This window comes from Gemmatimonadetes bacterium SCN 70-22 (assembly GCA_001724275.1).
GTDB lineage: Bacteria > Gemmatimonadota > Gemmatimonadetes > Gemmatimonadales > Gemmatimonadaceae > SCN-70-22.
The window spans coordinates 1-13,436 of the sequence record MEDZ01000031.1 but is presented as its reverse complement, the minus strand read 5'-3'; the positions used below and the strand labels follow the sequence as shown (position 1 = coordinate 13,436).

Annotated in this window: 10 protein-coding genes; 6 read left to right on the top strand and 4 right to left on the bottom strand. The window is 70.3% G+C overall.

Annotated features, from left to right (window positions below; translation table 11 throughout):
- Positions 1 to 126: 126 nt before the first annotated feature.
- The 3 genes from ABS52_14590 to ABS52_14580 all read right to left on the bottom strand — a co-directional run bounded on the left by ABS52_14590 (position 127) and on the right by ABS52_14580 (position 3,867).
- Positions 127 to 2,082 (bottom strand): arginine decarboxylase, encoded by a 1,956-nt coding sequence (locus ABS52_14590; GenBank protein ODT02266.1) that lies wholly within the window; start codon positions 2,080 to 2,082, stop codon positions 127 to 129.
- 64 nt (positions 2,083 to 2,146) lie between these two features.
- Positions 2,147 to 2,938, bottom strand: a complete 792-nt coding sequence (locus tag ABS52_14585) for a hypothetical protein (protein ODT02265.1) — start codon at positions 2,936 to 2,938, stop codon at positions 2,147 to 2,149.
- A gap of 14 nt (positions 2,939 to 2,952) precedes the next feature.
- Positions 2,953 to 3,867, bottom strand: a complete 915-nt coding sequence (locus ABS52_14580) for a hypothetical protein (protein ODT02264.1) — start codon at positions 3,865 to 3,867, stop codon at positions 2,953 to 2,955.
- 242 nt (positions 3,868 to 4,109) lie between these two features.
- Between ABS52_14580 and ABS52_14575 the strand changes: the two genes are divergently transcribed.
- Positions 4,110 to 5,006, top strand: coding sequence for a hypothetical protein (locus ABS52_14575; protein ODT02235.1), 897 nt, complete (start codon positions 4,110 to 4,112; stop codon positions 5,004 to 5,006).
- 9 nt (positions 5,007 to 5,015) lie between these two features.
- On the opposite strand, the gene ABS52_14570 is transcribed toward ABS52_14575, so the two are convergent.
- A complete protein-coding gene (locus ABS52_14570; protein ID ODT02234.1) occupies positions 5,016 to 7,841 on the bottom strand; it encodes a hypothetical protein in 2,826 nt (941 codons plus the stop codon).
- Positions 7,842 to 7,971: 130 nt separating this feature from the next.
- Between ABS52_14570 and ABS52_14565 the strand changes: the two genes are divergently transcribed.
- The 5 genes from ABS52_14565 (at position 7,972) to ABS52_14545 (ending at position 13,371) form a co-directional block, all read left to right on the top strand.
- Positions 7,972 to 9,420, top strand: a complete 1,449-nt coding sequence (locus tag ABS52_14565) for a Zn-dependent hydrolase (GenBank protein ID ODT02233.1) — start codon at positions 7,972 to 7,974, stop codon at positions 9,418 to 9,420.
- The gene (locus tag ABS52_14560; GenBank protein ID ODT02232.1) at positions 9,421 to 10,053 is read left to right on the top strand and encodes a hypothetical protein; all 633 of its coding nucleotides are present in this window, start codon (positions 9,421 to 9,423) and stop codon (positions 10,051 to 10,053) included.
- Between the two features lie 101 nt (positions 10,054 to 10,154).
- Positions 10,155 to 11,435 carry an amidohydrolase gene (locus ABS52_14555; GenBank protein ODT02263.1) on the top strand — a complete coding sequence of 427 codons (1,281 nt, stop codon included), beginning with the start codon at positions 10,155 to 10,157 and terminating at the stop codon, positions 11,433 to 11,435.
- A 32-nt stretch (positions 11,436 to 11,467) separates the two neighbouring features.
- Positions 11,468 to 12,688: a hypothetical protein gene (locus ABS52_14550; GenBank protein ID ODT02231.1), complete on the top strand. Its 1,221-nt coding sequence runs from the start codon at positions 11,468 to 11,470 to the stop codon at positions 12,686 to 12,688.
- Positions 12,685 to 13,371 (top strand): hypothetical protein, encoded by a 687-nt coding sequence (locus ABS52_14545; GenBank protein ODT02230.1) that lies wholly within the window; start codon positions 12,685 to 12,687, stop codon positions 13,369 to 13,371. The genes ABS52_14550 and ABS52_14545 overlap by 4 nt, the downstream gene beginning before the upstream one ends.
- The last annotated feature ends 65 nt before the right edge of the window (positions 13,372 to 13,436 follow it).

Genomic DNA, 13,436 nt, shown 5'->3' with positions numbered 1-13,436 from the left:
CACACCGGCACTCCCACCGCGCGCCAAGGGGCACGCCCCCTGTCGTGCCCCCCATGACCTCCGACGAAAAGCGGCGCCCTCGTGGCGCCGCTTTCTTCTCCAGTCCCCCGCCCCCCGCCGCCCGCGCTACCTCGCCGCCTCCCCTTCGAGGTACGTGTACCCCTCGAGCCCGGCCACGTACTCCGCGATGAAGGTGTTGGCTTCCTGTCGCGTGATCCCGCTGGCCGCCCCCACCTTCCGACGGAAGGTGGCCAGGAGGTTGGACGCCGAGAACTGCACGTAGTTGAGCACCTCGGTCACGGTGTCGCCGTGCACCAGGTCGGTCAGCTCGTAGCCCCCGTCGGTCAGGCGGATGTGCACGGCGTTGGTGTCGCCGAACAGGTTGTGGAGATCGCCCAGGATTTCCTGGTACGCGCCGGTGAGGAAGATCCCCAGGATGTAGTCGGTCCCCTCGCGATAGCGGTGCAGTTCGAGGCTGGGGCGCCCGTCCTTGCCACCGACGAAGCGGTCGATCTTGCCGTCCGAGTCGCAGGTCACGTCCTGCAACGTCCCCCGCCGGTCGGGCCGCTCGTTCAGGCGGTGGATGGGCATGATGGGGAAGAGCTGGTCGATGGCCCAGTTGTCGGGGAGCGACTGGAAGAGCGAGAAGTTGCAGAAGTAGCGATCGACGAGCGCGGCGTCGACCTCCTTCAGGATCTCGTCGTACGCCTCGCGGTTGTCGGCGATCACGTCGGCGATGCGGTTGATGGTCGCGAAGTAGATCGTCTCGGCCATCGCCCGCTCGCGCAGCGACAGCACGCCGGAGTTGAACAGCTGCTGCGCGCGCTCCTTGTCGAACGACGCGTCGTGGAAGATCTCGACCACCTTGCGCCTGGGAAGCTTCTTCCGCGCCAGTGACCTGTAGTCCTCCACCATCTCGTGCAGGAGGACATGATCGTCGTCGGTGAGATCGGGGAGCGGGGGCTCGGCCTGGGACTCGACGTCGATGACCCGCAGGAGGAGGAGGGCGTGGTGTGCCGTGAGGGCGCGTCCCGACTCGCTGACGATGTGCGGCATCGGGAGATCGGCGCCCCGGCACGTCTCGGCCAGGCCGTAGATGACGTCGCTGGCGTACTCCTGGATCGTGTAGTTGACCGACGCGTTGTTGACCGAGTTCGTGCCGTCGTAATCGACCCCCAGTCCGCCGCCCACGTCGACGTGCGTGATGTTCACGCCGAGCTTGTGGAGCTCCGCGTAATAGCGCGACACCTCCTGCAGCCCGGCCTTGATGAAGCGGATGTCGGTGATCTGGCTCCCGAGGTGGAAGTGCACCAGGCGCAGGATGTCCAGCTGCCCCATGTCGCGCAGGCGGTCGATGAGCTTCATCAGCTCGGCCGTGTTGAGGCCGAACTTGGACTTCTCGCCCCCGCTCTGGGCCCAGCGCCCCGCCCCCTCGGCGGCCAGCTTGATGCGCACACCGGCGCGCGGGGTGACGTTGAGGTCGCGCGCCGCCTGCAGGAGGACATCGAGCTCGCTCAACTGCTCCATCACGATGAAGACGTTGTGCCCGAGCTTCTGTCCCATGAGGGCGAGGCGCATGAACTCCTCGTCCTTGTAGCCATTGCAGATGATGATGTGCTCGGTGGTGGCCGAGAGGCCGAGAACGGCCTGCAACTCCGGCTTGGAGCCGCACTCGAGGCCGACGCCGTAGCGCTGCCCGAACTCGACGATCTCCTCGACCACGTGCCGCTGCTGGTTGACCTTGATCGGGTACACGGTGGTGTAGCCGCCCGTGTACTCGAACTCGCGGATCGAGTTGGCGAAGGCCTCGCTGAGCGATTCGATCCGCCGCTTGAGGATGTCCGAAAAGCGGAGGAGCACCGGGAGCGGGACTCCCTGTGCCTCGAGGTCGAGGGCGATCTCGAAGAGGTCCACCGACCGTTCGGGTGCGTCCGGGTCGGGGCGCACGACGACGTGCCCACGCTCGTTGATATCGAAGAAGCCCGCGCCCCACCCCTCGATGTTGTAGAGGTCCTTGGCGTCCTCGATCGTCCAGGAGGGCGCCGGGGGCGCCGGCTCGGCGCCCGGGGAAGTGGCCGGAATTCGGGTGCTGGTCATGGGATGGAAACATAGCAGGGGACGAAAGTCCCCCGCACACCAGGCGCGGTCACGACATGGCCCGCCGCGTGAACGACCGGACGCCGATGAACAGGAAGAGCGCCGCGAGGGCGAGCATCGCCGCGCAGGCCACCGGCAGGGGCATGTGCGGGAGCGACGGCGTCATCGTCCCGCGCATCGCCTCGGCCACGTACACGAGCGGGTTCACCAGGACGCCGTACTTGAAGGCGGGGACGGCGTCGAGCCCGCGCCACGGGTAGTAGGCGCAGCCGAACATGAGCATGGGGGCGATGACGATCGAGAACATCAGGCCGATCTGGGTGGCCGAGATCACCGTGCCGATCACCAGCCCCAGCGCGGCGAAGACGGTGGAGCCCAGCAGGGTGACTCCCAGCGCCAGGCCGGCATTCGCCAGGTGCAACCCCTCGATGGGCCCCATGATCACGCGGGCGATCGGGAGGACGACGAGGGCCGCGATCACCCCCTGCAGCGCCCCGGACACGACCTTCTGGATCGCGAGCAGGTGGATCGGGACCGGCGCCAGGAGGCGGTCCTCGATCTCCCGCGTGAAGCCGAAGTCCTGCACCATCGGGAGCGCCACCGACTGCACCGACGACAGCGTGAGCGAGACGGCGATGATCCCGGGCAGGAGCGCCGACGTGTAGCCGCTGCGGATGAAGCCCATCCGCGGGAGCAGGTAGCCGAAGACGATCAGGAAGAGCACCGGCTGCATGATCGTGCGGACCAGGAACGACGGGAGCTCGCGGCGGGCCACGCGCACGTCGCGGCGCAGGAGGGCGGCGAAGACGGCCGCCGCCGAGACCGGCGGCCGCTCGCTCAGCTGCAGTACGGTGCTCAATCCAGCTTCCTCCCGGTCATGGAGATGAAGAGCGACTCGAGGCTCGGGCGCGTCAGGTGGATGTTCGTGACCACCTGCCCGTCGCCCTGCGCCGCCGCGATGAGCGCCGGAATCGACTCGCCCGCGCGCTGGCTGTACACGTGAAGTGTGCCGCCATGCGACTCGGCGCGCACGACCCCCGGGACGGCGAGGACGCGCTCCACCAGCGCCTCCGCATCGCCCTCGAGCGTCAGCTGGATCAGCGTCCCGCCGGGAGCGCGCGCCTTGAGGCGGTCGGGGGTGTCGCAGGCGAGCAGCCGCCCGCGATCGACGATCGCGAGCCGCTCGCACAGCTGGTCCGCCTCCTCCATGTAGTGCGTCGTCATCACGATCGTGCGTCCCTGGGCGTGCAGGTCGCGCAGGATGTCCCACAGGTCCAGGCGCGCCTGCGGGTCGAGGCCGACGGTCGGCTCGTCGAGGAAGATGACCGCGGGCTCGTGGATGAGCGCGCGTGCGATCATGAGCCGCTGCTGCTGCCCCCCCGACAGCGCGTCGACCCGGGCGTCGGCCTTGTCGGCGATGCGCAGCCGTTCGAGCAGCTCGCCGGCCCGACGCTCCGCCGACTCGAAGTCCACGCCGAAGTAGGCCGCGTGGAAGACGAGGTTCTCGCGTGACGTGAGCGAGCGATCGGGGTTGGGACGCTGGGGGACGACGCCGATGTGCTGCCGCACGCGGGCCGGCGCCGTGGTGACGTCGTGGCCGGCGACGAGCGCCCGCCCCGACGTGGGGATCACGCGCGTCGTCAGGATCCCGATGGTCGTGGTCTTCCCCGCCCCGTTCGGCCCCAGGAGCCCGAAGAACTCCCCGGCTCGCACCGCCAGGTCGAGCCGGTCGAGCGCCACCACGCCGTCCACGCCCGGACGAGCCGCCATCGCCGACGGCGCGGCATTCGTCGCCGGAGCGTGAGGCGGCGCGACTCGGCGACGCTTCCCGCCGTCGGACGAATAAACCTTCCGGAGCGCCTCGACCTCGATCACGTTGTGCATGCGGACAATGTACGAATCGACGAGACATCGGGCGATCGGTGCGAAACCGTCCAAGAGCGCCGAGCGTAATCCGCCTTGTGAGGCCGCGCCCCGGATCGCTCACCTCCCAACCCGCGAGAGGCACCCGCATGCGATTCATCCGCCGCGCGCTCCTGGGCGCCGTCCTCCTCGTCGCGCTCGTCGCGGGAGGTGTCTTTGCACTCTCTTCATATCGCATGTCGCGCCGGATCGCCGTCCACGACAGCGAACCCGTCATCCGCACCGACTCCGCCTCCATCGCGCGAGGACGACACCTGGCGATCGCCATCGCCAAGTGCGTGGACTGTCATGGCGCCGACCTCGGTGGCCAGCTGGCGGTCGATGCCGGTCCGATCGGGCAGCTGATTGCCCCGAACATCACCAGCGGGGCCGGCGGTGTGCTGTCGGCGCTCAGCGACGCGGAGCTGGTGCGGGCCATCCGGCACGGCGTGCGCCCCGACGGAACGCCGCTGCGCTTCATGCCGACGACGTCGTTCAACATCCTCTCCGACGAGGACGTCGCGGCGATCGTCGCCTACCTGCGCACAGCGCCGCCGGTGGACCGGCCGAGCCGCGGCAGCGTGGTGCGCCCGCTCGGCCGCCTCCTGTACGTCGCCGGCCAGCTGCCTTTGATGAACGAGTCCGAGCTGGTGCCGCACGACGGGATCACGCGCCGGACGCCTCCGGCGGGGGCGACCGCCGAGTATGGCGCGTACCTGGCGACCGTCGGCGGATGCACCGGATGTCATGGCCCCGGGCTGTCCGGTGGGCACGTGCCGGGGACGCCACCCTCGTTCAAGCCGGCGGCCAACCTGACGCCCACCGGCATCGGCCAGTGGAGCGAGCAGGACTTCGTGACCGCGCTGCGCGAAGGGAAGCGCCCGGACGGCTCCGTCATCGATCCGTTCATGCCGGTGAAGTACACGGCACAAATGACCGATGACGAGCTCCGGGCGCTGTACGCGCACCTCCGCACCGTCCCGCCGCGCGAGACGGGGACTCGTTAGGTCAGGGGGCTAACGGGGGACGTCGGGCGAGCGGTTCAGCTGGTCACGCCCCTTCTCGAGGAAGGGGATGCCGCGGACCATCCAGTCCGGTGCCGGAGCCCCCTGCAGCTTGTTGGCGAAGAACTGCTGCATGCGCAGGTCGATGTCCTTCTGGTTGGCGCGCTTGCGCGGGTTGTGCACGTCGCCGTTGTACGAGATGAAGTACACCTCCTTCCCGAGCCGTCGCAGCCCGACGAAGAGCTCGATCCCCTGGTACCACGGGACGGCGTCGTCGGCGTCGTTGTGCATGAAGAAGACCGGGGTCGTGACACGATCGAGGTGGAAGAGGGGGGAATTCTCGAGGTAACGCATCGGGTACTCCCAGATGGAGCCGCCGATGCGCGACTGCGTCTTCTCGTACTGGAAGGCGCGGGCAAGCCCCGTCCCCCAGCGGATTCCGCCGTAGGCACTGGTCATGTTGGCGACCGGGGCATTGGGGACGGCGGCGGCGAACATCGAGGTCTGGGTGATGAGGTAGGCGGTCTGGTACCCGCCCCAGCTCTGCCCCGCGAGGCCGATCGCCTTGGGGTTCACGAAGCCGCGGGCCACGATCGACTTCACCCCGGGGACGATGCTCTTCATCGCGCTCGGTCCCGGGAAGCCGATCTCGTAGGTGATGTCGGGGAAGAACACCACGTAGCCCAACGACGTATAGACGACGGGATTGATCACGTTGCGCCCCGTCGGCGCATGGTAGGTATGCAAGCCGTCGCTCAGCGTCTCGTAGTAGTACACGATCATCGGGTACTGCCGGGACGCGTCGAAATCGTCGGGCTTGTACAGGAGCCCCTTGAGCGGGATCCCGTCGGCGCTCGTCCAGCGCACCAGTTCGACCGTGGGCCAGCGATACTCTCCCTGCTGCGGGTTGGCATCGCTGATGCGCGTCACGGCATCGAGCGAGGCCCCCGTGTAGAGGTCGGGAAACTCGCGCAGCGTCTGTTGGGTGAGCAGGTACTGCCCGCCCTTCCGCGCCCGTTGCGGCGTGCCGTAGCTGCGGTCGCCGAAGACGATGCGCTGCGGCGCCGCGGTCACCCCGAGCCGGTCACGATAGAAGCCGCTCCCCTTGTTCTCGTCGTCGAAGGCGCGGAGCAGGAGGGGCTGGGCGGGGTCGATCCAGCGCTCGTCGGGATCGAGGTCGACGAGACGGAACACCAGCTTCTCCTGTACGCCGACCGAGTCGGTCACCACGCGTGGCGGCCGCGCCCCCGACGGATCGACCTCCCACACATCAAAGCGGGAGTACACCAGGAGCGAGCGGTCGTCACGCGTCCACCCCGCGATGCCGTACGGCTGCGGCGTGCTCGGCGAGTCCCACGTCTCGTCGTCGAAGCGCACCCCCCGGATCGCACCGGTGAGGTCGATCGTGCGTCCGGTCGCGACCTGGTACGCGCTCCACCTCCCGTCACCGTACCAGGTGACGTACCGGGCCCCCGGCGAGAGTTGCGCGTTGAATTCCTGGCGCCGGGCCACAGGGGTGACCGTTCCGCTGGTGACGTCGACCACGTAGACGTCGGTCCCTCCTTCTCCCCACATCGCCTCGACGGCATAGGGGACGTTGGTGGTCACCAGGGCCACGCGCCCGTCGTCGGACAGCTGGGCCTGCGGCATCGTATCGTTCGCGAGGCGCAGGATTCGCTTCGTGCGCGGGACGTAGACCGTGGTCCACGCCCGGTCGCGGTCGCGATTGGCCTCCACCCTCTGCTGTGGTTGCAGCCGGCGGTCCTTCCAGTGCCACAGGTCGAAGACCGCCTTGTCGGCCAGCGAATCGGCCGGGATGCTGTCGAGCGGCGGCGCCGCGACGCCGAAGGTGAGCGCATCGCCACTGCGGGTGAAGCTCACCGGCGCCTTGTCGCTCGGGTTCAACCCGTCCACCGCGCCGGGGGCGGCCACGACCACCGGCGTTGGGGCCCGCATGGTCGCGTAGTAGAGCACGTGCCGCGGCCTGGGCTCGCGGTATTCATCGCGATTCGAGACGAAGGCCAGCTGCGTCCCCGCCCGGTCCATGGCGAGTTGGCGATAGTCTCCCTCGCCCGCCATCACCGTGGCCGTTTGCTGCGTGGCGAGGTGGCGCAGGTACACTCCATCGGACTGCGGGGTGCGCGAGGCGACGGCGTATGCCAGGTACCGCCCGCTGTCATCCACCACGTAACTCGTGACGTCGGCGATACGCGCCTCGTTGCCGGTGGCAAGGTCGCGGATCACGAGCGTGGAGCCATACGTCTTGCGCTGCGCCGGCCGGCCGGCGGCCGTCGCCGGCGCCGCCGTGTCGCGCGGCGCCTCGTCCGGCTCCAGCAGGTAGGCCACGACGCGCCCCGACTCGCGCGGCAGGCGGTACGACCGCACGCGCGGGATGCTGGCCACGCTGTCGCCCTGGAGGGGGACGATGGAGAGGATGGCCTTGGGCTGCCGTGCGGCGGGGAGCTTGTCGCGCCTCGCCTGGTCGTACTGCGCCTGGGGCGGGTAGCCGAGGAAGACCGCATAACGAGAATCGGCGGTGAACTGCGGCTGCGGCGCCACGAAGGGCGAGTCCACGACCACGCTCGTCACGGGGCGTCCCGTCCACCCGCGCGGAAGGCGGCGCTCCCTGGTCCCGCCGGTCTCGCGCAGCACGACGTCGCCGTCGCCCACGACCGGGGTGAGGGTGTACATCGCCCACCGCCCGTCGGGCGACAGCACCGCCCCCTGGATCTGGCGCCACGTATCGTACGTGTCCTGGGTGAGCGCTTTGCGCCCCTGGGCGCCGGCGGTTGCGCCGGTGCCGAGGCAGAGGGACGCCGTCATGGCGGCGAGGGCCACCCGGGTGCTGCGTTGCATCGAAGGTCTCCTGACGATTGACCGAGGATCCGAGGGCCTACCTCGCGCGACGCCGCCTGCGCACCTTTCGGTCAGGGCGCGAACGACGCGCCGCCAGCTTTCGAGGGGACCCATGCTGCTCAAGCGATTCTACCACGAGGGACTCGCGCAGGCGAGCTACCTGGTCGGCTGCCAGCGAACGGGCGAGGCGCTCGTGATCGACGCCAATCGCGACGCCGACCAGTACATCGCCGCCGCGTCGAGCGAGGGACTGCGCATCACGCACGTCACCGAGACGCACATCCATGCCGACTACCTGTCGGGGAGCCGGGAGCTGGCGAGGCGCACGGGGGCCCGCCTCCTCCTCTCCGCCGAGGGAGGCGACGACTGGCAGTACGCCTTCGCGGCGGGCGATGGCGCGCGCCTGCTGCACGACGGCGACACGTTCATGGTGGGCAACCTGCGGATCGACGTCGTCCACACCCCGGGACACACGCCGGAGCACCTGACGTTCGTCCTCACCGACACCCCCGCCGCGCCGCACCCGGTGGGGGCGTTCACCGGCGACTTCATCTTCGTGGGCGACGTGGGGCGTCCCGACCTCCTGGAGCGGGCCGCCAACATCGAGGGGACGATGCGCGCCGGCGGCGCGCAGCTCTTCCGGTCGCTGCGCCGCTTCACCGAGCGGTTCCCGGACTACCTGCAGCTGTGGCCGGGCCACGGGTCGGGATCGGCGTGCGGCAAGGCGCTGGGTGCCGTTCCGCAGACCACGTTAGGCTACGAGAAGGTCGCCAACTGGGCGCTGCAGGTTGCCGACGAGGCGTCGTTCATCGAGGCCGTGCTCGAGGGGCAGCCCGACCCGCCGCGTTACTTCGCGGTGATGAAGCGGCTCAATCGTGCGGGGCCCGCCCTGCTGGGCCACCTCCCCACGCCGTCGCACATCGCCGCGACCGCGCTGGCCGACGTCGTGGCCAGCGGGTCCCTCGTGCTCGACATCCGCAGCGCCGCCGTCGCGGCCAACCGCTTCATCCCGGGCACGCTCAACGTCCCGTTCAACCGGGCGTTCGTCGGATGGGCAGGGTGGCTGGCCGATTACGATCGCGACCTCTACCTCCTGTCCGACAGCACGGACGACGCGGCGGCCCGGGCCGCGGCCGCCGAGTTGGCGATGATCGGCCTCGACCGCGTGGCCGGCTGGTTCGGCGCGGACGCGTTCACCGGATGGGAGGCACAGGGCCGGCACTTCGATGCCATCCCGCAGGTCGATCCGGACACGCTCGCCGAATGGATGGCCTCGGGAAGCGCGACCGTGATCGACGTACGGGCCCATGATGAATTCCAGGCCGGGCATCTCGCGGGTGCACGCCACGCCCCACTGGGCCGCCTGCCGGAATCGCTGCCGACGCTCGCCGACGCGCCGCACCTCGTGATGCAGTGCCAGTCGGGGGGACGATCGGCGATCGCAGCCAGCCTGGCCCGGCTGCGCGGGGTGCGCCACGTGTCCAACCTGCGCGGCGGCATCCAGGGATGGCAGGAAGCCGGGTTCCCGGTCGAGCGGGCATCTTTCGCTGTGTCGGCTTAGGTGCGCCCGAAGACCGCAGCGGAGGGCTTTGCCCGCCGCATCCTGGGCTACTTCTTCCGGGGGCTCGTCTTCCTGACCCCGGTCGTGATCACGGCGTACGTCGTCGTGGTGGTGTTCAAGACGATCGACGGGTGGCTTGGGCTCCCCATTCCGGGGGCCGGTTTCGCCGTCTCGCTCGCCGTGATCACGCTGTTCGGCTTCCTCGCCTCGAGCTTCCTGACGCGCAGCCTCATCACCGCCCTCGACGACCTCCTCGAGCGCCTTCCCTTCGTGCGGCTGCTCTACTCCTCGACGCGCGACCTGGTGAATGCCTTCGTCGGCGAGAAGCGCCGCTTCGACAAGCCGGTGGTCGTCGACCTGTTCCCCGGGGGGAACGCGCGCGCCCTGGGCTTCGTGACGCAGGACGCGCTCAACCAGCTCGACATGCCGGGCCACGTCTCGGTGTACATGCCGCATTCCTACAATTTCTCGGGGCAGATGTACCTCTTCCCCACGTCGGCCGTCACCCGTCTCGATACCAACAGCTCGGACATGATGGCGTTCATCGTCTCCGGCGGCGTGACGGAGATCCCGGTCCTCGCGCGCCCCGCGGCGCCGCGCGCGGATGGCGACGACGCCGCGCCCCTCGCCTGACCCTCATCGCCCCGGCCACCATGCCCACCCCGCGCATCGCGTTAGGCAGCTTGCCCCGTCGCTTCCCCCCGATCGCCATCGCGTGCGCAGCCGCCTGCTCCCTGGTGGCTGCCGCCGCCGGCCCCCTCCCGGCACAGGGAGGCGGCGCCAGGGCTCCGCAGGCCACCGTCCTGCGCCCGGCACGCGTCTGGGACGGCGCCAGCGACGCGGCGCGCGAGGGGATGGTCGTCGTCGTGGTTGGCGATCGGATCGAGACGGTCGCACCAGCGGGTGAGGTCAAGGTGCCGGCGGGGGCCCGCGTCATCGACCTCCCCGGCCTCACGCTCACGCCGGGACTCATCGAGGCGCACTCGCACATCCTGCTGCACCCGTACAACGAGACCACCTGGGAAGACCAGGTCCTGCGCGAGCCGACCGCCCTGCGCGTGGCGCGCGCCACCAATCACGTGCGCGCGACCATCCAGGCGGGCTTCACCCTCCTCCGCGACCTCGGGACCGAGGGGGCCGGCTACGCCGACGTCGGCGTGAAGCAGGCCATCGACCAGGGGATCCTCCCCGGCCCGCGCCTCCTCGTCACCACCAAGGCGATCGTCGGACGCGGAAGCTACGGACCGCGCACCTTCGCCAACGACGTCGAGATCCTGCAAGGCGCCGAGGAGGTGGGAAATCGCGAGGAGCTGGTCCGCGCGGTGCGTGACCAGATCAAGCACGGGGCCGACTGGATCAAGATCTACGCGGACTACCGGTGGGGCCCCTCGGGCGAGGCGCGCCCCGGCTTCACGGAGGACGAGCTGCGCGCCGCGGTCGAGATCGCCGAGTCGAGCGGACGCCACGTCGTCGTGCACGCGGCGAGCGCCGAGGGGATGCGACGCGCCACCCTGGCGGGGGTGGCGAACATCGAGCACGGCGACGGGGGGACCGCCGAGGTGTTCAAGCTGATGGCTGAGCGGGGGGTCGCCCTCTGTCCCACGCTGGCCGCGGGCGACGCCACGCAGCAGTACGCGGGGTGGAAGAAGGGGGTCGACCCGGAACCGGCGCGGATCCGTGCCAAGCGCGAGAGCTTCCGCCTGGCGCGCGCGGCCGGCGTCACGATCTGCAACGGGAGCGACGTCGGCGTCTTCAGTCACGGCGACAATGCCCGCGAGCTGCTACTCCTGGTCGACTACGGCATGACGCCGCTCGAGGCGATGCGCACGGCAACGTCGGTGACGGCGAAGGTCCTGCGGATGGACGACCGCATCGGCATGGTGAAGCCCGGGCTGTGGGCCGACCTGGTCGCGATGGAAGGCGACCCGACGCGCGACATCGCGGCCACGCGGCACGTCCGCTTCGTGATGAAGGGAGGCGACGTGTTCCGCAACGACGTCGCCGCGCGGCGTTGACGCTCCGGAGGCCCGACCGGCAGATTTCCCGCATGACGACGCGACTTTCCCTCGCCCTCCTGCTCGCCGCCCTGGCGGGATGCCGCCCCGAGCAGCAGGCCACCGACGCGGGCGCGCTGGTCCCCCTCCCTACGCCGGCGGCAATCCCGAGCGGGGAACCGTTCCTCGCGTCGGACGCCGACGGCGGCGTGCACCTCACGTGGCTCGAGCGGCGCAGCGACTCGACCTACGCGCTGCGCTACGCGACGCTTTCCGGCGACACGTGGAGCGCCCCCCGAACGATCGCCGAGCGGCCGGACTTCTTCGTCAACTGGGCCGACTTTCCCTCGGTGACGGTGGCCGACAACGGGACGTTGTTCGCGCACTGGCTGCAGCGCCGCCCCGGCGGCCGGTACAGCTACGACGTGATGCTGACGCAGTCGGTGGACGCGGGACGAACCTGGTCGGACGGGCGCATCCTGCACCGCGACGGGGTGGCCGCCGAGCACGGCTTCGTGGCCGTCTGGCCGACGGCGGGCGGCGGGGTGGAAGCCGCCTGGCTCGACGGGCGCGGCACGGCGACGGGCGACGAGTCGATGCGCGCGATGCACGTGGCCACGACATCCGTTGCCGCTGACGGCACGCTGGGCGAGGAACGCCTGCTCGACACCCGCAACTGCGACTGCTGCCAGGTGGCGGCCACGCTCACCCCGCGCGGGCCGGTGGTGGCCTACCGCGACCGCACGGTGGACGAGGTGCGCGACATCGCCGTGGTGCGCCGCGAGAACGGACGGTGGACCGAGCCGGCCATCGTGCACGACGACCACTGGCAGATCGCGGCCTGCCCGGTGAACGGCCCGGCGCTGGCCTCGCGCGGCGACACCGTCGTCATCGCCTGGTTCACGGGGGCGCAGGACACCGCGCGCGTGCGGGTCGCCTTCAGCACCGACGCCGGCGCGACGTTCGGTGCGCCGCAGCGCATCGACGACGGCAACCCGGCGGGGCGTGTGGATGTGGAGCTGCTCGACGACGGAAGCGCCGCGGTCTCATGGCTGGAGCGCACCGACAGCACCGCCGCCGAGGTCCGTCTGCGTCGCGTGCGTCGCGATGGGACGGCGGGGGCGGCGATCGTCCTGGCCAGGTCCATGGGGGCGCGCGCCAGCGGCTTCCCGAAGATCACGCGACGTGGCGGCGAGCTGATTGCCGCCTGGACCCAGGCCGGCGATTCGGCACAGGTCCGTGTCGCCCGGTATCGCCTCGAGGCGCTCCCATGACGGACGCACGCTTGGCCGCCAGGCCAGACACGACGGCCCCGCGCGCTGGACGCCGGTCGGCACCGGGGCGCAATCAGGGGCGCCTGCTCGGACAGCGCCTGCTCGGACAGCGCTTGCTCGGGACGCCTCTGCGCAGGGCGCGGCGCGTGATGCGGCGGTTCGTTCAGCTGGGGATGCTGCCACTGGTCGCCATCCTTGCCGGATGCGGGGCGGCCGGGGCGGGCGGCAACGCGGAGGTGAAGGTCGGCAAGGAAGCGCCGGCCTACGCCGCGGTGACGCTCGACGGCGCTCGCGCTTCGCTCGCAGACCACCGAGGCAAGGTGGTCCTGCTCAACGTGTGGGCCACCTGGTGCGCCCCGTGCCGCGAGGAGATTCCATACCTCGAATCGCTCTACGAGAAGCATCGCCAGGACGGCCTCGAGATCATCGGAGTCAGCGTCGACGCGGCGGGGACGGAGGAAACGATCCGGGGCTTCCAGAAGGACTTCGCGATGCGGTACCCCATCTGGCTCGACCCCGACGAGCGCATCCAGACGCTGTACATGGCGCTGGGCGTCCCCGCGTCCTACCTGATCGATCGCGACGGAGTGCTTCGCTGGAAGCACCTGGGGACGGTGCGGGCAACCGACACCACGTTCACGCAGGCGCTGGGCTCGGCGTTAGGCGCGACCGCCGCCCCCTGAGGCGCGGGCGCCCCTGAGGCGCGGGCGCCCCTGAGGCGCGGGCTCCCCTGAGGCGCGGGCGCCCC